General features: G+C 46.7%; 23 protein-coding genes. 12 read left to right on the top strand and 11 right to left on the bottom strand.

The features are described 5' to 3' along the window. The first annotated feature begins 2 nt into the window (after nucleotides 1-2). From J3P40_RS03785 to J3P40_RS03810, 7 genes are read left to right on the top strand one after another with little or no spacing between them, the layout of a single operon-like run. The gene (locus J3P40_RS03785) at nucleotides 3-665 is read left to right on the top strand and encodes a DedA family protein (protein WP_256003102.1); all 663 of its coding nucleotides are present in this window, start codon (nucleotides 3-5) and stop codon (nucleotides 663-665) included. A 6-nt stretch (nucleotides 666-671) separates the two neighbouring features. Continuing rightward, a complete protein-coding gene (locus tag J3P40_RS03790) occupies nucleotides 672-1226 on the top strand; it encodes an inorganic diphosphatase (RefSeq protein WP_256003103.1) in 555 nt (184 codons plus the stop codon). Next, nucleotides 1226-2542 carry a hemolysin family protein gene (locus J3P40_RS03795; RefSeq protein ID WP_256003104.1) on the top strand — a complete coding sequence of 439 codons (1317 nt, stop codon included), beginning with the start codon at nucleotides 1226-1228 and terminating at the stop codon, nucleotides 2540-2542. The genes J3P40_RS03790 and J3P40_RS03795 overlap by 1 nt, the downstream gene beginning before the upstream one ends. 9 nt (nucleotides 2543-2551) lie before the next feature. Next, on the top strand, nucleotides 2552-3280 hold the full coding sequence (locus tag J3P40_RS03800; protein ID WP_256003105.1) for a 16S rRNA (uracil(1498)-N(3))-methyltransferase: 729 nt from the start codon (nucleotides 2552-2554) through the stop codon (nucleotides 3278-3280). Next, nucleotides 3277-3426 (top strand): hypothetical protein, encoded by a 150-nt coding sequence (locus J3P40_RS17795; protein ID WP_370687708.1) that lies wholly within the window; start codon nucleotides 3277-3279, stop codon nucleotides 3424-3426. Before J3P40_RS03800 ends, J3P40_RS17795 begins: the two co-directional genes overlap by 4 nt. Beyond that, on the top strand, nucleotides 3426-3944 hold the full coding sequence (locus J3P40_RS03805; RefSeq protein WP_370687723.1) for a DUF4159 domain-containing protein: 519 nt from the start codon (nucleotides 3426-3428) through the stop codon (nucleotides 3942-3944). The genes J3P40_RS17795 and J3P40_RS03805 overlap by 1 nt, the downstream gene beginning before the upstream one ends. Nucleotides 3945-3946: 2 nt before the next feature. Next, entirely contained in the window at nucleotides 3947-4444 is a 498-nt protein-coding gene (locus J3P40_RS03810) for an acyl-CoA carboxylase biotin carboxyl carrier protein subunit (protein WP_256003106.1), read from the top strand. A gap of 4 nt (nucleotides 4445-4448) precedes the next feature. Here J3P40_RS03810 and J3P40_RS03815 read toward each other — a convergent pair whose 3' ends face one another. Further along, nucleotides 4449-6038, bottom strand: coding sequence for an SUMF1/EgtB/PvdO family nonheme iron enzyme (locus tag J3P40_RS03815; protein WP_256003108.1), 1590 nt, complete (start codon nucleotides 6036-6038; stop codon nucleotides 4449-4451). Nucleotides 6039-6148: 110 nt separating this feature from the next. On the opposite strand from J3P40_RS03815, the gene J3P40_RS03820 reads away from it, so the two are divergent. After that, nucleotides 6149-7147, top strand: coding sequence for a PorV/PorQ family protein (locus J3P40_RS03820; protein WP_256003111.1), 999 nt, complete (start codon nucleotides 6149-6151; stop codon nucleotides 7145-7147). Nucleotides 7148-7170: 23 nt separating this feature from the next. After that, on the top strand, nucleotides 7171-7662 hold the full coding sequence (gene ispF / locus J3P40_RS03825) for a 2-C-methyl-D-erythritol 2,4-cyclodiphosphate synthase (protein WP_256003113.1): 492 nt from the start codon (nucleotides 7171-7173) through the stop codon (nucleotides 7660-7662). On the opposite strand, the gene J3P40_RS03830 is transcribed toward ispF, so the two are convergent. From J3P40_RS03830 to J3P40_RS03845, 4 genes are all read right to left on the bottom strand, one after another. Further along, the gene (locus tag J3P40_RS03830; RefSeq protein WP_256003115.1) at nucleotides 7650-8534 is read right to left on the bottom strand and encodes a pirin family protein; all 885 of its coding nucleotides are present in this window, start codon (nucleotides 8532-8534) and stop codon (nucleotides 7650-7652) included. The genes ispF and J3P40_RS03830 overlap by 13 nt on opposite strands. A 1-nt stretch (nucleotide 8535) precedes the next feature. Next, nucleotides 8536-9066, bottom strand: a complete 531-nt coding sequence (locus tag J3P40_RS03835) for a YceI family protein (RefSeq protein ID WP_256003116.1) — start codon at nucleotides 9064-9066, stop codon at nucleotides 8536-8538. Between the two features lie 81 nt (nucleotides 9067-9147). Continuing rightward, a complete protein-coding gene (locus J3P40_RS03840) occupies nucleotides 9148-9738 on the bottom strand; it encodes a Crp/Fnr family transcriptional regulator (protein WP_256003117.1) in 591 nt (196 codons plus the stop codon). A 5-nt stretch (nucleotides 9739-9743) separates the two neighbouring features. Then, the gene (locus J3P40_RS03845) at nucleotides 9744-9893 is read right to left on the bottom strand and encodes a FeoB-associated Cys-rich membrane protein (protein ID WP_256003118.1); all 150 of its coding nucleotides are present in this window, start codon (nucleotides 9891-9893) and stop codon (nucleotides 9744-9746) included. Nucleotides 9894-10218: 325 nt separating this feature from the next. Here J3P40_RS03845 and typA point away from each other — a divergent pair, with 325 nt between their 5' ends. Then, nucleotides 10219-12024: a translational GTPase TypA gene (gene typA / locus J3P40_RS03850; protein ID WP_256003120.1), complete on the top strand. Its 1806-nt coding sequence runs from the start codon at nucleotides 10219-10221 to the stop codon at nucleotides 12022-12024. Nucleotides 12025-12080: 56 nt separating this feature from the next. Here the strand turns inward: typA and J3P40_RS03855 are convergent, their stop codons facing one another. The 3 genes from J3P40_RS03855 to J3P40_RS03865 form a co-directional block, all read right to left on the bottom strand. After that, the gene (locus J3P40_RS03855) at nucleotides 12081-12644 is read right to left on the bottom strand and encodes a type 1 glutamine amidotransferase domain-containing protein (RefSeq protein WP_256003122.1); all 564 of its coding nucleotides are present in this window, start codon (nucleotides 12642-12644) and stop codon (nucleotides 12081-12083) included. Between the two features lie 124 nt (nucleotides 12645-12768). Continuing rightward, nucleotides 12769-13518: a glycosyltransferase family 2 protein gene (locus J3P40_RS03860; RefSeq protein WP_256003125.1), complete on the bottom strand. Its 750-nt coding sequence runs from the start codon at nucleotides 13516-13518 to the stop codon at nucleotides 12769-12771. A 14-nt stretch (nucleotides 13519-13532) separates the two neighbouring features. Next, on the bottom strand, nucleotides 13533-14804 hold the full coding sequence (locus tag J3P40_RS03865) for a glycosyltransferase (protein WP_256003128.1): 1272 nt from the start codon (nucleotides 14802-14804) through the stop codon (nucleotides 13533-13535). A gap of 81 nt (nucleotides 14805-14885) precedes the next feature. Here J3P40_RS03865 and J3P40_RS03870 point away from each other — a divergent pair, with 81 nt between their 5' ends. Continuing rightward, complete coding sequence (locus J3P40_RS03870; protein ID WP_256003131.1) at nucleotides 14886-18122, top strand: S41 family peptidase; 3237 nt, start codon at nucleotides 14886-14888, stop codon at nucleotides 18120-18122. Between the two features lies 1 nt (nucleotide 18123). Continuing rightward, nucleotides 18124-18876: a class I SAM-dependent methyltransferase gene (locus J3P40_RS03875; RefSeq protein ID WP_256003133.1), complete on the top strand. Its 753-nt coding sequence runs from the start codon at nucleotides 18124-18126 to the stop codon at nucleotides 18874-18876. Here the strand turns inward: J3P40_RS03875 and J3P40_RS03880 are convergent. Genes J3P40_RS03880 through J3P40_RS03890 form a run of 3 tightly spaced genes read right to left on the bottom strand, consistent with a single transcriptional unit; the run spans nucleotide 18873 to nucleotide 21193 of the window. Continuing rightward, the gene (locus J3P40_RS03880) at nucleotides 18873-19778 is read right to left on the bottom strand and encodes a glycosyltransferase (RefSeq protein WP_256003136.1); all 906 of its coding nucleotides are present in this window, start codon (nucleotides 19776-19778) and stop codon (nucleotides 18873-18875) included. The two genes, J3P40_RS03875 and J3P40_RS03880, sit on opposite strands and share 4 nt — an antisense overlap. Nucleotides 19779-19780: 2 nt before the next feature. After that, on the bottom strand, nucleotides 19781-20548 hold the full coding sequence (locus J3P40_RS03885) for a class I SAM-dependent methyltransferase (protein ID WP_256003138.1): 768 nt from the start codon (nucleotides 20546-20548) through the stop codon (nucleotides 19781-19783). A 9-nt stretch (nucleotides 20549-20557) separates the two neighbouring features. Next, nucleotides 20558-21193 (bottom strand): class I SAM-dependent methyltransferase, encoded by a 636-nt coding sequence (locus J3P40_RS03890; RefSeq protein ID WP_256003139.1) that lies wholly within the window; start codon nucleotides 21191-21193, stop codon nucleotides 20558-20560. Nucleotides 21194-21299: the final 106 nt, after the last annotated feature.

A 21299-nucleotide genomic window follows, 5' to 3' on the forward strand; every position in this document is an offset into this window, starting at 1 on the left:
CTATGCAAGATCTCTGGACCGCCTTACACCAGTTTGTAGACCCCGAAAAATTACTTAGAGAAGGTGGTTTTTATGTAGTAACCTTCGTGATCTTCGCAGAGACCGGTCTTTTTTTCGGCTTCTTTCTCCCCGGAGATTACCTGCTTTTCCTGGCGGGAATGTTTGTGGCCACCGAGAAACTGGACGTGAACATTTATTTATTGATCTTTACACTCTGTATTGCAGCAATACTTGGGAACTTTACCGGCTATTGGTTTGGCCGGAAAACCGGACCGGTATTGTATCAAAGAAAGGATTCTTTCTTTTTTAAAAAGCGCTACCTCAAAGCAGCAGAAGAATATTATCATAAGCAGGGGGCCTTCGCGCTGATTATGGGACGCTTCGTGCCTATAGTCAGGACCTTTGCACCGATTTTTGCTGGTGTGGTAAAGTTAGACTTCAGGAGATTTGCATTATATAACATTACAGGTGCTATAATATGGATAGCATCATTAACTTTGCTGGGCTATTTCCTTGGACGACGGTTTGAAAAGGAAATCAATGATTATTTATTATACATCATAATTGGATTCATTTTAATAACAACAATCCCGCTCATTATTACCTTTGTAAGAAAACGAGTAGTAAAGGTTGCTGAGGACGAACAAACAAATTTTGAACAATAAACACGAATGAGTAAATACGACAATCACCCGTGGCACAGCGTATCCCCTGGAGACAACCTGCCAACTACAGTAAACGCAATCATCGAAATCCCGAAAGGATCGAAAGCTAAGTACGAAATTGATAAAGATTCCAACCTGATCAAACTCGACCGGGTTCTTTTTTCTTCGGTGATGTATCCGGCCAATTACGGGTTTATTCCTCAAACCTATTGTGATGACAACGACCCTCTGGATATTCTGGTGCTTTGCTCAGTGGATGTATATCCGCTTTCTATAATCGAAGCTAAGGTTATTGGCGTCATGCACATGGTAGACAATGGCGAGCAGGACGATAAAATCATTGCAGTGGCAAAGAACGATATGTCTGTAAACTATATTAATGACTTGGCCGATCTGCCACCGCATACTATGAAGGAAATCGTCAAATTTTTTCAGGATTACAAAGCGCTTGAGGAAAAGAAGGTTACAATAGAACATTTGCTTGGAGTTCGTTATGCACATAAAGTCATACAGGAAAGTATAGACCTTTACAACCAAAAGTTTAGAAATAATCAGTCTTAATGGAAGGTTTTAAGATATTCTTAACATTCTTTTTAGTAGCACTGAACGGTTTTTTCGTAGCAGCTGAGTTTGCTATTGTCAAGGTCAGGGCATCCCAGATCGAGATTAAAGCCAAATCCGGGAGCCGTGTAGCGAACATTGCAAAACACATCACACAACACCTCGATGGATATCTAGCTGCTACTCAGCTGGGTATTACGTTGGCTTCTTTGGGTCTGGGTTGGGTTGGTGAATCTGTCATGCACACTATTGTCCATGATCTGCTGATCAATTTTAACCTGTCTGAAGTTTATATCTCTTCCATATCAACGATTATTGCTTTCCTTTTCATAACGGTGATGCACATCGTGTTTGGCGAGCTCGCACCTAAGTCGGTCGCTATCCAACGTCCCGTCGCTACTACTTTATTCGTATCTTTGCCTCTTCAGGCCTTCTATTGGGTTTTCCGACCCTTTATTTTTGTGCTCAACGGCTTAGCCAATGTTATCCTGAAGCTGTTTGGAATATCCAGTGTAGGAGGTCATGAATCGGTGCACAGCACCGAAGAACTATATTACCTGCTTGATCAGGGTAAAGAGAGCGGTGCGCTTGACACCAATGAGCACGAGCTTATCAAGAACGTGTTTGATTTTAACGAGCGTGTTGTTAAGAACATCATGGTTCCCAGAACCAAAATTTCCGGAGTGGAGCTTTCCGCTCCGCGGCAGGAGGTCATTGCCATGGTTATTAATGAAGGTTATTCCCGTATGCCGGTTTATGACGAGCAAATTGACAAGATCGTCGGTATCGTTCATGCCAAGGATATCTTACCATTATTGGCCGATAACAAAGACTGGGCATTGAAGGACATTATACGGAAGCCCTACTTTGTACCTGAGACCAAGAAAATTAACGACCTGCTCAGTGAGCTTCAGCAGAAGCGCATACAAATTGCCATTGTAATAGACGAGTTCGGTGGTACCGCGGGTATGGTAACTCTCGAAGACATTGTGGAGGAGATTGTTGGTGAAATTCAGGATGAGTATGATGAAGAAAAGCCCATCGTCGAAAGGGTATCAGACAACGAGTTCATCGTGAATGCCTATGCAACTGTTTATGATGTCAACGAGCATTTGCCGCACGATCTGCCGGAAGATGGTGACTTCGATACTGTGGGCGGACTGGTTTCCCATTCTTTCGGTAAGATCCCCGAAGTTGGCGACAGTGAAGAATGCTACGGTTATCTCTTCACAATTTTGAAGAAGACAGAGCAAAATATTGAAACCATCAAACTTGAACTCGTCATCAACAAGAGCGACATGGTAGATAACCACTAAATCCGTGCTATGCATGTTTTTTATACACCAGACATCAATTCAGATCAATATGTCTTGAATGAGGAAGAAAGCAGGCATTGTATCAAAGTACTCAGGTTAGTTCGCGGTTCCGTTGTGCACCTTGTAGATGGGAGAGGCGGGCTGTATACCGCGGAGATTAGTTCTTTAAGTCAGCGGAATGTGCACCTTCATATTCTTGAATCCAAGCAAAATCATCAACAGCGGAATCATCACCTGCATATAGCTGTTGCGCCTACAAAAAACATCGATCGTCTCGAATGGTTTCTGGAGAAGGCTACTGAAATCGGTATCGACGAAATCACTCCAGTTATATGCAGCCGCTCGGAGCGGAAAGTGGTTAAGCATGATCGGCTTTTAAAGGTCATCACTTCTGCAGTTAAGCAGTCGCTCCAAGCCTATCATCCGATTTTGAATGCTCAGGCCAGTCTTACGGATTTTCTGCGGTCTGATATCAGCTCTGCTGTTGACGGTAACCTCAAACAACGCAAGCTAATCGCACACTGTGAACAAGACAGTGAGAAGGCCTACATCAGTCAACTTTGTCGCCCGTATGAGCGATATACTATACTGATCGGTCCGGAAGGTGATTTTGCGTCCTCAGAAATTGAACTTGCCCGGAATAAAGGTTACGCACCTGTTTCACTTGGGTCGTCACGGTTGCGTACAGAGACCGCTGCACTCGCCGCATGTTTTGAAATTAATTACTTAAACAGATGAACAAAAGGCCAGGATATATATTTGCTCTGGCCTGCCTGGCTGCAGTTCTTCTTATAGGTTTTCGGGTACCAACCTACAAGATCGGCAGGCTTAAGTATAGCGGGGGGGCGACTGGTATGCAAATCGTACCGCTTTATCCAACCTAATTGACTTTTGTAACAAGAACCTGCTCACGAACTTTGCTTCTCAGGAGGTCGTTATAGAAGCGGGCAGTCCGGAGCTTGTCAACTATCCGTTCATATATCTTACAGGCCACGGAAATGTTGTTTTCAGTGAAAGCGAAGCCAGCAACCTTCGGAGATACCTTACTGCTGGTGGATTTCTGCATATTGACGATAATTATGGACTTGACCGGTTTATCCGAAAGGAAATGAAGAAAGTATTTCCTGAACTCAGTTTTACAGAGTTACCAGTCAGCCACGCTATTTACAATCAAAAATTTAAATTTCCAAAGGGACTTCCCAAAATCCATGAACACGACAATAAGCGCCCACAAGGATTAGCCCTAATCCTCAAAGGCCGGGTGATCTGCTTTTACAGCTATGAGAGTGATTTAGGCAACGGATGGGAAGACTATGGCACATATCCAGGCGACACACAGGAAAGTCGTTTGCAGGCGCTTAAAATGGGTGCCAATCTGATTCAATACGCATTAACACAATAGGTATGAAAGCAAAAGTCAACGATAAGGAGATATTTGAAATCACAGTCGGTAAAGACACCATTCAGATAGACAATCAAGAAGTCCTTTTCGATATTGAAGAGCTTGGAGAACGAAACCTGCACGTTCTTCACCATAACAAATCGTACGAGGTAGAATTGGTTGCGCATAACAGTGAAGAAAAGACCGCTCAGGTCAAAGTCAACGGCAATATCTATCAAGTAAGTCTTACCGACCAGTTCGACGATCTTTTAAAGAAGATGGGTATAGATGCAGCTTCCGCCAGAAAAGTAAAGGAGCTGAAAGCTCCCATGCCTGGCCTTGTACTAAGCCTGCCGGTCACTGAAGGGCAGGAGGTAATCAAAGGGCAAGGTTTGGTCGTATTAGAAGCAATGAAAATGGAAAACAGCATTAAGGCACCCGCGGATGCTACAATTAAAAAGATTCTCGTAAATCAAGGCGATAAAGTAGAAAAGAACCAGGTGCTGATTCAATTTCATTAAATCCTTATCTTGACCGAAAAGGCTTCGCCTGGCGCTGCTTGAATTGCGGTTTACCAGTTGATCTAATCTCCGGTGCACCAAGCATAGTCATAGCACATCTAAAGCCTATATCAGCAGTACTTTGATCCTGTTGCAAGAATCTCCGGGCAGCCGGATTTAGCCACATAGCCTGATCGTCCCATGAACCGCCCTTGTATACACGCGATTTATCGTTAATCAAGGTCGTTTCGCCATAAAGATCTGTAGCCGGGTCACGGTAACCTCTCTGATCCGCATATGCAGTTACCCTTGCAGAGTCTGGTACACCAGCCGCAGCTGCAGCCTGTTTTTCCGCCCAGGTTTGTTTTCTGGGCGAAGCAGCGGCAACCATCACAGGCCTGTTATACTTGTCTAGTTCAACCCTTCCAGTAGCAGGATCAGCAACCTTTTTATCGGTATAAAAGTTTCCACGGTACGGGTTAAACGCATCGGCCGCTTCAAAGGTCTTCGCCCGGTATACATCGGCTACCCACTCATTCACGTTGCCTGCCATATTGTACAAACCAAAATCGTTTGGCAAATACGAGCGCACTGCAACCGTCAGCCCCCCTTTATCGTTCAAAGAGCCCCCTACGCCCATATAATCCCCCTTGCTACGCTTAAAGTTCGCCAAGATCATACCGCGGGTACTTTTCTTGGCAGAGCTTACGCCAAGTCCGCTCCAAGGATAAATCTTATTCTCGTAAATATTTTCATATTGGGTATTGCCAATGAGCCCTAATGCTGCGTACTCCCATTCTGCCTCAGTAGGTAAGCGATACGGCTGTTTCAGGATACCATCTTCTAACCTGACATTTCTGGTGCCTGAGTTTGCCCCGGCGTTTTGGCCTGCTGCTGCGTTTGCCGGATTCAGGTCCTTAATTGCGTTTTTTCCCCTGTCATCATGCTGCCCGGTAAGATAAGCACCAGTACTAAACGGCGCGGTAGATCTATTCGTGGTAGTGGCATTAGCCGCCGTGCCATTTGATCCGTTCAAGTCCCGGAAACTGGTCATATAACCACGCTCGCGAAGCAGAAGTTCATTAACCCGATCTGTCCGCCACGCACAATAACGCTCTGCCTGTTCCCAGCTCACACCAACTACCGGATAATCCTGATAGGCAGGATGCCTCAGATAGTTGTCCACATACGGCTCGTTATAAGAAAGAGGCCTGCGCCACACCAATGTGTCGGGCAATTCATTGTAATAATATTCGTAATCAGTTGGAAAGTTTGTTCTGATCCAGTTCAGATATTCCAGCCAGTTTGTATTTGAAACCTCCGTTTCATCCATGTAAAAGGACGAAACTGTTGTCTCCCTTTTATGATTGTACTCACTAAGCTCCTGGCCGGGAATGGCGATAGCACTTCCGCTCATCACAAAGACACCACCCTCAATTTCCACCAGACCTGGTCCCGGGCCCCGTTTAAACTTGTTGTTCACCTGAAAGCCGCCGTATTCCTGTTTATTATAAGCCATTCCGGTTTTGTCGGACACGGCCGATTTAGGCTTGCAGGAAAGCAGCGTCACAGCCATTAAAAAAGAACCCAAAGTGTAGATGTAAATGTTTTTCATCAGATCGGTCGCAGTTGTAACAATAACGTTTAAAAATACGAAAAAACAAGCACTCCACAAAAAAACTTAAGGCATTTGTGCCCAAACATCAATACTTATTAACTTAGCCCATGAGATTTTCCTCGTCAACAGCAAGCGTTTTATGGGGCGTATGCATTGCCATCTGCGCTACAAAACTTGCAGCTCAGACTTCCGTTTCTAACCATGCAGGGAAGCCGGGTGGTGCTACCTTGTTTCCAGTGTTATTGATCACGCCCGACGCTCGATCGGGCGGAATGGCTGGTGCGGGTGTAGCCGTAAGTCCAGACGCCAACACACCAAGCATTAACCCCGCTAAACTCGCATTTGCAGAAAGTGACTATGGATTAGCCGTTTCTTACTGCCCATGGATGCCAAATGCCGTAAGCGACGTCGGCCTCGCTTACGTCAGCAGCTTTTTTCGTGCAGGTCAAAATGGCGCGGTGGCCTCTTCACTCCGTTTCTTTTCGGCAGGCGAAATCAGGCTGACAGACATTGGTCAGCAAGATCTAGGTACGTTTGCCCCAGGAGAATATGCCTTTGATCTGGCCTATGCCCGTAAGTTTGGCGACCAGTTTTCGCTGGCAACGAGTTTAAGGTATATGTCTTCAGCTTTTACCGATGTTCGGGCTATGGCTGTTGATGTTTCGACATTTTACAAGAGGCCAGCCCATATCATGGGCATGGAAGCTATTGTCGCTGGCGGTATTCATATCGCCAACATCGGCATGCATGTAAATACAACCGGCGGCCTGGGAGAAGAGCAAACCCTGCCATCCGCTGTCCGTATCGGCGGGGCATCAACAATACTGTTCGGCGAGTATAATGAGTTCACGCTGGCGGCGGATTACAATACCGAAGGTTGGACCGCTGTGGGTATGGAATATTGGTGCCGAAACCGTTTCGCGCTCCGGACGGGTTATCACTACGGACTATGGGATAACGGGCAGCGGTATTTTACAGTGGGCGGGGGACTAAAGCATCAGTGGCTGCAAGTCGATTTTTCTTATCTGATTGCGAATACGCAACAGAATCTTGTCGCCAATACGATTAGGTTAGGTTTATTGCTTAATTTTGGTCACCCGCAGTAAAGCGGTTTGAAATAAGCAGCACCATGAAGATAAAAGTTGGATTCGGGTTTGATGTTCACCAGTTAAAAGATGGTCATCCTTTCGTTGTAGGTGGCGTAACACTGCCTCACCACAAGGGGGCTTACGGGCACTCCGATGCAGACGTTTTGCTCCATGCGATTTGCGACGCACTGCTTGGCGCCGCTAATCTCCGCGACATTGGCTTTCATTTCAAAAACACCGATCCCCGGTGGAAAGGCATAAGCAGTCTGATCCTGCTCAGAGAATCCGTGAAACTTCTTTCAGAAAAGGGATGGCTTATAGGCAATATAGATGCCATGCTATGCCTCGAAGCGCCTAAAATCAATCCGCATATTCCGTCTATGCAGCAACATATTTCCGAAGCTACGGGTATACCGGTCGAGGACATTTCCATAAAAGCCACTACCAATGAGCAAATGGGCTTCATTGGGCGCGAAGAGGGCGTGGTGGCCTACGCGGTTTGCCTTATCCAAAAGGCAGGTCATTCCAGGTAACCGAACTTACCTTCATTATAGTCGGCAATCGCCTGATCAATTTCTTCCGGTTTGTTCATCAGAAAAGGACCGTACTGTGCAATGGGTTCGTCAATAGGCTCTCCGCTCATGATGAGTACCGTAGCATTCTCTATGGCCTCAAGTTCAATCAGGGCACCAGAGTGCTCAAAATGAACAAACTGATCGGCTACGGCTATGGCTGTTTCGTCATCAGCGGATCCGTTAATCCGCACGCTTCCATCCACCACCATAAAGCCCGTGTTATAGCTAGCCGGAAGCGTAAACTCAGCTTTCCCGCCAGCATTTAAGCGCGCATTATACAAATGCAGAGGAGAAAACGTACTGGCTGGCCCCTGTAGCCCCTTGTATTCGCCAGCAATTACCTCCACAACGCCTCCGCCATTTTCGAGCGAATAACCAGCCATATTTCCACGTCTGATGTCCTGATATTTCGGATCTGTCATTTTAAACCGCGCAGGCAGGTTTACCCAAAGTTGCACCATTTGAAACGGGCCGCCCGTAAGGCTGTACTGCTGCTCATGATACTCCTTGTGCAATACCCCACGACCCGCAGTCATCCATTGCACGTCCCCCGGGAAAATGGTGCCACTGTTGCCTGCACTGTCGTGATGCGACACGGCGCCATGATAGGCTATTGTAACTGTTTCAAAGCCACGGTGCGGATGCACACCCACGCCCCGGGGCTCCTGCCTGGCCGAAAACTCGATCCTGGCATTATAGTCGAGCAGGAAAAACGGGCTCATATTTATTTTGTATCCATTCGGAAAGAAATTGTGTACCCGGAATCCATCGCCTACCATATGTGGTGCCGGCGCGTTTAGCACGGCCGACACACTTTTCATTGCATTCATGTTAAGCTCCTTTCACAAACTGCAGCTCACCCGCAATCTTAACCTCTTCGCTTACCATCACACCTCCGGTTTCCAGTGCTGCATTCCAGGTAAGCCCGAAGTCCGTTCTGTTAATTTTACCACTTAAGGTAAAACCAGCTTTGGTATTCCCCCATGGATCTGTCGCAATACCGCCGAATTCTGCGGTCAGTTTCACCGGCCTGGTTACATCTCTAATTGTCAAATCGCCCTGAACGGCATAATCACTACCGTCTTTTGTTATAGCAGAAGATCGGAAGCTGATAGAAGGGTACTTTTCTGCGTCGAAGAAATCGCCACTCTTTAAATGATTGTCCCTGTCCGAATTTCCAGTGTCGATCGACGCGGTCTCCGCTTCGAAACTTACCTGGGCGTTCTCAAAATCATCACCCTCGGTGGTTACCGATGCATTAAAAATCTTTAAGCTGCCGGTTACCGTAGTAATCATCAGGTGCTTCACTTTGAACTGAAGTTCACTGTGTGTAGGATCGAGTGTCCATGTTGTTGTTGCCATAATTATCGTGTTTTTAGAGTTAACAAATTACTGTCTTTCAACAACACAAAATTAGGCATGCGGTTTTCCCCGGACGTTGACCTATGTTAAGAAATTCCTGTGCGCCAGATCTTTTCTAACCCGGCTAAGTGATTCCGGTGTAATGCCGAGATAAGAGGCGATCATCCATTGAGGAACGCGAAGCGTAAGGTTGGGATAGAGTTTAATAAAATTCAGGTATCGCTCTTCAGCAGTGGCGCTTAACAGCATATTGATGCGGCGCTGCATAAAGCGGATCGCATTATTGAGCATGGTATTGTTCAGGTCGGCCATGCAGGGTACAACCTTCGAAGATTCCATAATAAAATCCTTAGGCAGCACGATTGCTTTAGTAGCCTCTACAGCATCCAGAAAGAACTCCGACTCCTCATTAAACAGGATGCCATTCCGTTCCGATAGCCACCATTGCTCCGGTGCAAACTGAATAATGTGTGTTTTTCCCTTGCTGTCAATAGAATAACTTCTCAGCAGCCCCTCCAGTACAAAGTACACATGCGATGACACTTCGCCCTTCATCAGGATCATTTCACCCTTGTCAAAATCCTTTATCCTGAGGTGCGCGGTAATTAAACCAAACTGCTCATCTGTAATGGTAACTTTGGTTTGAAGGTACTCTTTGAAGCGCTGGAGCATTGCTGCTAGGGCTTAATGTTCGAAAAATCTACACCACATTTGCAGTTAGAGCCGCAGCCGTTTCGCTTGGGCGATACAGAACGGTATACCAGGCGACCGATATAGAACAGTGCGGCCACAAATAATAACCCTGCAAGTACAACCTGAAAATCCATAAGTCAAATATAGGCGTTAGAAATCAAAACTTGGTCTCTCCAATGTAAATCCTAACGGCAATGATCTTGTTTAACTTTTAGTTCAATTTCAACAGTTATTTAACAGGGTTTTATAAGGGGGCTAATTGGGATTTTGCCCTATGATCTCCCTGTAATGCCCCTGTTAACCCCCTGTTATCTCCCTGTTATCATGCTTCTCGTTGCTTACCATTTTATAACCACAATGGTGTATGTGCCAGGAGCAAATCGGTCATCTTAGTCTAGTATAACAAGTTGATTTATAAAAATAAACCGTATCTTTGCGCCAAATTTTTACAAGGCATTTATGCAAAAAATCAGAAACATAGCTATTATAGCGCACGTTGACCATGGCAAAACCACATTGGTTGACAAGATCTTACACTCCTGTTCCATTTTTCGGGACAACGAACAAACAGGAGAGTTAATACTTGATAACAATGACCTGGAACGTGAGCGCGGTATCACTATCGTTTCTAAAAACGTTTCGGTCCAATATAAGGATGTTAAGATCAATATTATAGACACTCCCGGTCACGCCGACTTTGGTGGAGAAGTAGAACGCGTACTGAAGATGGCCGATGGTGTGCTTCTGTTATGTGATGCCTTCGAAGGAGCTATGCCTCAAACCCGGTTTGTGACGCAGAAAGCCTTATCACTAGGGTTGAAGCCGATAGTGGTGGTCAACAAAGTGGATAAGGAAAACTGCCGTCCGGAAGAAGTATACGAACAGATTTTTGAATTATTCTTTAACCTGGAGGCTACTGAGGAGCAACTCGACTTCCCGGTGATCTACGGATCTTCTAAGCAGGGCTGGATGAGTACCGACTGGAAAAAGCCGACGACGGATATATTCGCGTTGCTTGATGCAGTTGTTGAGAATATACCTCCTGCACCCGTCAACGAAGGTACGCTGCAAATGCAGATTACATCGCTCGATTATTCTTCATTCGTAGGTCGTATCGCTATTGGCCGTGTACACCGTGGAGTCATCAAAGAAAACCAGCCGGTAACATTGATCAAGCGCGACGGCAAAATGGTCAAGTCGAGAGTAAAGGAACTTTATACCTTCGAAGGGTTGGGTAAGATCAAGGTTGCCGAGGTAAAATCTGGTGATATCTGTGCGGTTGTAGGGATAGAAGGTTTTGAGATTGGTGATACTATCGCCGATTTTGATGCACCAGAACAACTGCCGGTAATTAAGATTGACGAACCTACGATGAACATGCTGTTCACGATCAATAACTCGCCGTTCTTTGGTAAAGAAGGTAAGTTTGTGACTTCACAACGCGTTAAGGAACGTCTGTATAAAGAAATGGAGAAGAACCTGGCGCTGAAAGTGGTTGAGACAGAATCGCCTGATGCATATCTGGTTTACGGAAGGGGTATTCTTCACTTGTCTGTACTTATCGAGACTATGCGTCGCGAAGGCTATGAGATCCAGGTGGGCCAGCCACAGGTTATCGTAAAAGAAATTGACGGCGTAAAATGTGAGCCTGTTGAAACCCTGATCGTTGATGTACCCGGGGAAGTTGCCGGTAAGGTCATCGAACTCGTTACACAACGTAAAGGCGAACTTCATATCATGGAGCCAAAAGGAGATCTTCAGCACCTGGAATTTGAGATTCCTTCACGCGGAATTATCGGCCTCCGGAATAATGTGCTTACCGCCACAGCAGGTGAGGCGATCATGGCGCACCGCTTTAAGGCTTATGAGCCATGGAAAGGAACAATTCCTGGACGCATGAATGGCGTACTTGTATCTATGGAGAAGGGCACCACCACAGCATATTCAATCGATAAACTGCAGGATAGAGGGCGGTTCTTCGTAGAGCCTGGTGTAGACATTTACGAGGGGCAGATCCTTGGTGAGCACATCCGCGACAATGATTTGGTTATCAACGTGGTAAAAGGTAAAGCGCTTACCAATATGCGTGCCTCAGGAAGTGACGACAACACCCGTATTGCGCCTGCGATCAAGTTTTCGCTGGAAGAAGCCATGGAATATATCCAGGCGGATGAGTACATTGAGGTGACTCCGCAGAGCATGCGTCTGCGTAAAATATATCTCACAGAAAATGAGCGTAAGATAAACGCCAAGAAGTTCCAATAAGAGAAAGGGCCTGATTTTAATCAGGCCCTTTTTTATAAGTGAACGGTCAACTGCCATCAGGCATGCTGACCTTCATGTACGCCTTCGGCAAATTCCTCTACAATTTTGTCGTTGAAGGCCGGTAAGTCTTGCGGACCGCGACTGGTTACCAGTCCCTGGTCTACCACTACTTCCTCGTCTACCCAGTTTGCCCCGGCATTTTCAAGGTCTACCTTAACCGTTTTTACCGATGTCAGCTTTCGACCTTCCACAACCTGGGCAGAGATCAATACCTGTGGCGCGTGACAAATGGCAGCCACTGGTTTACCTGCTTCAAAGAATGCTTTAACAAAGCTGAGGGCATCCTCATTCTTTCTCAGTGAATCGGGGTTCAGTACACCGCCGGGAAGGAGCAAGCCGGTATAGTCGCCTGGGTTTGCTTCCGCTAAGGTCTTGTCTACATCTACTTCAATCGTCCAGTCGCGATCGCCTTTCATGGCCTGGATTTTTCCAGACTCGGAAGAGATGATATGCACAGTAGCTCCTTCTTCGCGAAGGCGTTGAACCGGACTGGTCAGCTCTGATTCTTCAAAGCCGTTCTCAGATAGCACGGCTATCGTTCTGTTGCTTAATTGTCCCATAATACAAATTTTAATTGATGATCAATAGAGGCGCATGCCCCTGCGCCCATCATGGAATATAGGACAGATAGGCCGGAAGATTGTTTGTCATTTTTTTATTTGACCGGCTAGTTCAGCCAGCGGATTAGTCGTTGGTACGCCGGTGCCGGATATAATAACTGAGCAAGTTCACCGCTATAAATACATGGTTAATGACGTTGGGGATGAGTCCGTAGTATTTCGAAAGGATGTGGAAGCGTTCTTTCAAACTGGCCAGGTGTTTTTTTTTCGATATACCGCCTACAAGATATTTGGCAACATACATCCGGGTGTTAACGATGCTCGAAGCGCGCTTGGCAGCTTTGATGATCCAGTCAATATCGGCGCTATACTTGTAACGGAGATCGAAAGGCGTGGTAATGCTTCGTCTGATGTAAATCGCCTGATGGCTTACCGTCATCCCATACCGGAAGCTGCGCCAGTTGAACACCTCGGGAGCGCAGTGTCGCCGCTGTCCCAGGCTCTTCCATTCGGCGTCATACATCTCTGTTTCCCCATAATAAATATCTGCCGAATCGGAACTGTCGAAAACTTCAGCCACAGTTACAGGCGCATAAATTTCATCTCCGGAGTTCATGAATAAAACATAATCGCCCGTAGCCAGCGCAAGCCCTTTGTTCATGGCATCATAAATCCCCCCGTCTGGTTCAGATAAAAACCCGGCAAGCTGCGACTGGTACTTGCCGATGATTTCCCGGGTACCATCGGTCGACGCTCCGTCGATGACAATATATTCGATGTTTCTGTAGGTTTGACGAAGTACTGAAAGCATGGTGCGCTCAATATCCTTTACATTATTGTATACGATGGTGATAACACTTAGCTTGGGCAGCATGCAGTTTTTTAAAGTTAGCGCGGTTGTAAATCAATCAGTGACTGATACAATAATAAGTGTTTTTGCGCAATAACTTCTTCAGAGAATTGTGATAAAATGGTTTTTCTGGCCTCCTTTTGGATCTCGGCCGCATGTTCTTCATGATAAAGCCATTCCATCCCGGTAGCAAGGTCGGCTGCCGACTCATATTCAGCCAGGTAGCCGTTCAAAAGGTGCTTCACCATGTCGGGTATGCCCCCGGTTTTGAAAGCAACCACCGGTGTTGCGCAAGCCAGGCTTTCCATCACAGTATTGGGAAGATTATCTTCCAGGGAGGGGGTAACAAATACATCGGCTGCGGAATAACATTTTGCCAGGTGCTCGTCGTTGCTGATAGTGCCGAGAAAAGTAGTTTTAAACGGGAAATCCGGCATCTCCGTGTTCGGCTTATTTCCAAAAACGATCAACTCAATACGCTCCTTGTCGACCCCCGGGCGGGAAGCGAGGTCGTTGAGCGCAGCAAGCAGATAAGGAGTGCCTTTGTGTTTGTCGTCGCTCGACGGCATAAAGCCGCTCATCAGCACAAATTTGTCAGGGTTTATCCTGAGTATCCTTTTGGCTTCAGTCTTCACGTAAGGCTTGAAGACCTTGGTTTCTATCGTGTTTGGAATTACGGTGACTTCCCGGAAACCCATCAGACTGCTCATTTTAACTGAGGCCGCCATCCAGTTGCTCGGCGCTATAATATGACAGTTCAGCTCAGAATAAGCCCTCTTTTTGCGCAGCCAGGTCTGGTGCGACTGATCGTTGGGTCCGCTCGACTTAAGCAGCGGGCAATGCCCGCATTCTTTATGAAAGTGCTCACAGGAATACCGCACATGGCATCCGCCGGTGAAGGCATTGCTATCGTGAAAAGTCCAGACAATCGGCTTTTCCAGCTCGTCAAGCTGTGCGATAAACTTTGGCGAAAGGAAACCATGATTAACCCAGTGGAGGTGGATGATGTCGGCTTCCTGAAGTGCCGGATGTTTGATCACAGAGCGTCCGAACCACTGGAGGGAGAAAGGTGTTTTAAGCGCTTTGGTTACAGCCTTAGAGAGGTAACGCTCCGACAGGATATTAAAAATGGCGGCGGCTTTCTGAATCACAGTGTTGCTGAAGGATCCCGTTTTGCTGCTTGGTTTAAACTGGTAGTACACCATCACGCTGGAGTCTGCCCCGGACGCTTTCAGTGCATCATTCAGCCGCAGACAGGCCCTTCCGGCTCCTCCATTTCCCTCATATGTATTTAAGTGTACGACTTTCAACAGGACAAATTAATTATGGACGAAAAATACATATATTTGGTAATTTACAGAATAAAAACCACAAACAGACCCCAATTACGCATGAAAAAACTTGTTTACCGCATAGCCGCTGCGCTCATGGTTTGCAGCACTTCTGTCTATGCACAAGGTGATGCCCGCTTTACGGCTTATCCAACGCTAACGCCCGACGGGCAAACGGTTATCTTTAGTTATGAGGGCGATTTGTGGAAAGTGGCTACAGCAGGCGGCGAGGCAAGCAGGATCACGGCGATGCCGGGAAATGAGATCAGTCCCCGGGTGTCGCCCGATGGAAAATGGCTGGCGTTTTCCTCCGATCAATATGGCAATTACGATGTGTATGTTATGCCTTTAGGCGGGGGAACCATCCGGCAGCTTACACATCATGACGCAGGAGATGAGGTAGACGGTTGGGGTTGGGATTCGAAGACCATTTATTTTACTTCCGGGCGATATAATATGTATGCCGGATACCGCGTGGATGTGATGGGAGGTACTGCCCGCCGGTTATTCAGCAATTACTTTAACACGGTACATAACATTGCTGAAGCACCCAATGGGGAGCTGTTTTTCAACGATACCTGGGAGAGCAGAAATTTTGCCAATCGTAAACGCTATAAGGGGGCCTATAATCCGGACGTACAGTCATATAATCCCAAGACGAAGGTTTATAAACAATACACCAACTATATCGGGAAAGATTTTTGGGCCAGTGTAGACAGAAACGGTAAGGTGTATTTTGCTTCAGACGAAGGTAACGAGGAATATAACCTCTACACCTTTGACGGGGGCAAGAAAACAGCTTTAACACGCTTTGATTCGTCTGTTAAGCGCCCCTTTGTTGCTGCATCAGGAAATAAAATAGTTTTTGAAAAGGATTATCAACTTTATCTATATGATGTTGCTTCGAAGCGTTCGGAACTCCTAAATGTGACCATTTCCAGGAACGATGTCCTTAACAAGGAGCAGGAGTACGACGTGCGGGGATCGATCTCAGCATTTGATTTGTCGCCCGACGGCAAAAAACTGGCCTTTATTTCCAGGGGCGAATTGTTTGTGAGTGATGCCGAGGGTAAGTTTATACGGAAGATCAGCCGGCCGCTTACCGATGGCAGGTTTGCGGAGCGCGCTATGGAAGTGAAATGGCTTTCAGACAATAAGACTTTGCTGTTTAATCAGACGCATAAAGGTTACCAGAACCTTTTTACGATTGCGGCCGATGGAAAGGGCAACATAAAACAGCTAAGCTCCGATAATGCCAACAACAGGGACATCGTGTTTAATAAAGAGCGTACCCAGGCAGTATATCTGAGCGGCAGGAATGAAGTCAGGCTCCTTGATTTAAAGTCAATGGGAAGCAGGACGATTGTGAAGGATGAAATCTGGGCTTTCCAGAACTCCAGTCCTTCTTTTTCACCAAATGGTGAATATGTGCTTTTTACGGCATTCCGCAATTTTGAGCAGGACATTCTTGTGCATCATCTCAAGAATAACAAAACCATAAACCTGACCAATACAGGCGTAACTGAGGCCGCGCCCGTTTGGTCGCCCGACGGCAAATACATTTATTTTACCAGCGACCGGACAAAGCCGAATTATCCCTTTGGCATGCAAAACAGTAAAGTGTATCGAATGGCGCTCAACAATTATGATGCACCTTATAGAAGCGACAAATTCGATGAGCTTTTTGAAGAAAAGAAGGTCGACACCCCTGAGCCTAAGCCTGCCAAAAAAGATACTAAAGGTAAGGATAGCAAGAACAAAGACAGCAAGGGTAAATCGGTAGCCGACACCGCAAAGAAAAGCAGCAAGGAGGAGAAGCCTGTAAAGCCAGCCAATGTCATCACCATAAACACAGAAGACATTATGGATAGGGTGGAGTTGATCAGTCCGGGTTTTGGCGGGCAGTACACCATAGACGTATTTGCCAAAGGTGATAAGACCTATGTGTTTTACACGTCCAACCATGAGGGTGGCTCGCAGGCTGTATACCGTACCATTCTGGAGCCGTTTGAAGCCAACAAGACCGAAAAGGTTGCCGACGGGTATGCGGGAATTATAGAAGCTGGTGGTAAATATTATGCGCTTAGCCGGGGTGTCATCAACAAGTATAATATCGACATGAACCGAATGGACGCCTTGAATATGGGGTATAAGTTTAACCGCAGCCTGGCGGGCGAGTTCAACCAAATGTTTTATGAAACATGGGCCGGACTGGAAGAGAATTTTTATGACGAGAAGTTTCATGGGGTAGACTGGGCCAGGATGCAGCAACGTTATGCCGCATATTTATCTCACGTAACAAGTCGGACTGATCTACGTATACTGCTCAACGACATGCTGGGCGAGTTGAATTCCTCTCACTTAGGCTTCAATAGTTTTGGCGCAGAAGAAGGCAAGCGTCTTAATTATGTGACTAACGAAAGCGGAATTGTGTTTGATGAGCAAAACCCCCTGAAAGTGAAATACGTTGTCGCGAAGAGCAACGGACAGCGGGAAGGTGTAAATATAAAAGCTGGTGATGTTCTGACGGCAGTAAACGGCGTTAAAATAGACCCTGCGGCAGACCGCGACCAGTATTTTACAACGCCATCTTTGGAACAGGAGATGACCCTTACACTGGAGCGGGGAGGTAAGACCATCACCGCAAAAGTGCATCCACAAAGCAGCGGCGCGCTGCGCGGAAATTTCTATGACGAATGGATTACCAGGAACCGGCAGCGTGTGAAGCAATTGGGCAATAACCGCATTGCATATTCCTATATGAAGAATATGGGAACCGGAGAGTTGGAGCAATTCCTGCTTGATATGGTAGCCCAGGAAAATAACAAGGAGGCCATTATCCTCGACCTGCGGTACAATACCGGTGGGAACGTGCACGATGAAGTGTTGCGCTTCCTGTCGCAGCGGCCCTATCTGAAGTGGAAGTACAGGGGTGGAAACCTGTCGCCACAGAGTAACTTTGCCCCTGCGGCAAAGCCCATCGTGCTGCTCATTAACGAACAGTCACTCAGCGATGCGGAGATGACTGCGGCTGGTTTCAAGGAGCTGAAGCTAGGCAAGATTATTGGCACGGAGACTTATCGCTGGATCATCTTTACCTCGGCAAAAGGATTGGTAGACGGGTCGTCTTACCGCCTTCCTTCCTGGGGCTGTTATACACTGGATGGCAAGGATCTCGAGATGACCGGCGTATCGCCCGACATCTACGTGAAGAATACTTTTGAAGACAGGCTGGCGGATCGCGATCCTCAACTGGAGCGCGCCATTTCTGAAATTTTAAAAGACCTGGGTAAATAGTATGGAGAACCTGCTGACCGATCGGGCGTTTTGGGTTAAATACTGGGAAAGTAAGACTGATCTGGCTGTACCGATCCCTGATGATTATCTTTTTCACAGCGAGCTTGCCTCACTGATACAATCTCAAAACGTTCAGACAGCTATAGAGCTGGGCGGTTTCCCTGGCTATTATGCGGTATTCCTGAAGCGCTATTTTAACCTCGACGTAACCTTGCTCGATTATTTTATTCATGAGCCCGTGACCAGGGCATTGCTGGAAGCTAATGGTCTGGGTGTGCATGATATTGCCGTTATAGAGACCGATCTTTTCAGTTATAAGCCTGAAAAGCAATACGACCTGGTGCTGTCATGCGGACTGATCGAACATTTTAAGGATACTGCCGATATCATTCAAAGACATATCGACTTTGTCCGCCCTGGCGGTTCCCTGATGATCACCTTGCCCAATTTCCGGGCTTTAAACGGCTGGTTTCAGAAGCGGTTCGACAAGGAGAATTACGATAAACATAATATAGACTGCATGGATCCACAGCTGCTCAGGCAGATCTGTGAACGTGCAGGTTTGGATGTGGTGCAATCAAGGTACTATGGGCATTTTAGCCTCTGGCTTGAAAATGAAAAGGAAAAGCCTGCTACGGTGAGGCTGCTCAAAAAGACACTTTGGTTCGCCGGAAAGGTGTTTACAAAGGTGCTACCCTTTAATTCTAGGGCTTTGTCGCCCTACATCATGCTTGAAGCAAGAAAGCCGGCTTAACCACGATTGAGGCGCTGGCCGACATAGCGTTTGATGCGTTGCCACAGCGAACCTTTCCGGTTGGACAGGAAAGCTTTGATGGCCTGATAGGCGGCGGTATCTTCTTCCAGTTTAGAAGGAAACTGCGTGATTTGCCTTGGGTTGATGACCACATTATAGATGTCATTTATACCAGAGTGCACGCCAGAACCATCATGACCAATATTGTTGACGAGAGAATGTGAGGGGTTAAGCGTCAGACCATTTTTCAGGAAGATGGAGGCGTACCAGCGAATAGCCCAGGAATCGTTTCTCCCCCTCTTATAGTCCGTTAGCTGCTTCCAGAAATTCATGGTGCCTTCTACGGAAAAGGCTTGCCTTTTCGGTTTGTCAAACTGCCTGAGCAGCACATCGGCATCCGGTTCAAAATGTTTCCATGCCCGCTCCCATGTGGCCCAGCCCCAACTCGTTGCAGCACGGTAAAAAAAAGTTTCAGGCAGCGGCGTGTCCCGAAGCGGATACATATAGGCACCGATGTGCATCACGCGTTCCTCATCCTGATAACGCTGCAAGGCCTCATTAAAGTAAGTCAGCGTATAGGGGGAAGTGATCAGGTCATCTTCAAAAACAATGACTTTCTTATAGTCGGACACCAGCCTGGAAACTCCGGCTATGACGGATTTGGCCAGGCCAAGGTTTTCTCTGCGTTCTATAATTTCGACGGATTTAAATCCCTCTATGTTCCTTATGAGTTCCCTGACTTCCTCCACCTTCGCTTCATCGGAAGCAGATTTAGGGCCGTCCGAGAAGACAAAAAGGCGACTTTCGGAGGCAAGATCGTTTTGTTTAAGGAATTTTAGTGTGCGTTCCGTGTGATTGGGGCGGTTATAAACAAAAAGTGCAATAGGGGCAAAGGTTTGCATGCTTAAAATATTTGCAGGTTTTGGTTCGATTTCTCAGTTAGAACGGTATAAGTATTCGCGAATTGCTCGGCCTTGCACTTGCCAAGCAATACTCCAAGGAGCTTTTTTATGCGGTACTCCAGTTCTATCTTGAGCATACGGCTAAGGGTTTTAGGTTTTTTCAGTACCTCGAATTCGCAGAATTTGGTCGTGGCAACAGGCGTCTGTGTGATTTTGTCAGACACAATCTTCAGGCCTTCACTCTGCAAGAGGAAGCGGATCAGCGTGGGCGTGTACATATTGATGTGCCCGTAATCCAGGAAATGCTTCATGCGCTGGTCCACGTTAAAACGATAATCCAGGGGCACTTCAATGAGGAGGTGTTTGGCTACGCGCTTAAGTTCCCTGATGAGCATGCGCTCATGTTCTACGTGCTCCAGCACATGTGAAAGAATCACAAGGTCGAACTGTCCGTCGGCGTAAGGAATGTTATAACCATCAAAACTACGCGCATCCTTCAACCTGTTCAGGTTACGGTTCAGGATGGCTGCTACGCCGCTATCGGCAATTTCCAGCGCGTATAGCTCTTCTCCGAAGCCCCACTCGTTCAGATAGTGCAGGATGCTGCCATCGCCCGCACCTACCTCGAGTACTTTTGCAGGCTTAAATCCGCGGCATACGTCTGTGATATTCTCCGCCTTTGATTTTGCACCGAGCATACGCCATTCAGCCTGACTGCCATCATAAAAATCGTTGTAGGCCTCGACGAGGTTGTCTGTTACGATAGCCATATTTGCCCGTTATAGTTTGACGCCGTCAATAATTAATGAGGAATAACCCAGGGGCTCGTTAAAGCGCTTGTCGAACCGGCGCGAGCGCAAAATAAAGCCGTCTTCCACATTCCAGTCCGTATAGTGAAACTGGCCCTGCTCATCGTAGTATTCAAGTAAATTGGGTTTAAACCCCGTCTCCTCGAAAACCTTACTTAGCTTATGATAATCGTAAAGGATCTTATGGTCATGCGCCCCTTCTCCATATCCGCCTGGTTTCACCATATCGACGTATTCCGGGTTCGGGTGAAACCCGTCAGGCACCGCTATGCGCACTATTCCACCCTTTTCAAGATAACGATTACAGTTTTTTAAGGCCACCAGCGCCTGCTCGTAAGTCAGATGCTCAAAAACATGTTCTGCAAGAAATCGGGTCGCCTTTTTATCGCCAAACAGCTCACGGAAAGATTCCGCATTGAGCAGATTAAGGTTTTCTATATTGGTTGGATACCAGTCCGGATAGTCCGTATTATGTGCCCCAATAATGATTTGCAGTTTACCCCGACTGTTTTTTATCACCGATTTCAGCCGGATGAGGTCCAGAGCATGCTTTGGTTTATAAACGATTGATCTGATTTTAGCTCTTAAGGGTTTCAGGAATGCCATCAGCAGTTATGGTTTAGTAAATCAAAGGTAGCAGGTTATATGAAAAAAGCTAGCGTTTAAAAACAAATCACCAGCCCCTTGCCGTGCCCCGGCCGTTTCCAGTCCA

This window comes from Pedobacter deserti, from assembly GCF_024436415.1.
GTDB lineage: Bacteria > Bacteroidota > Bacteroidia > Sphingobacteriales > Sphingobacteriaceae > Pedobacter > Pedobacter faecalis.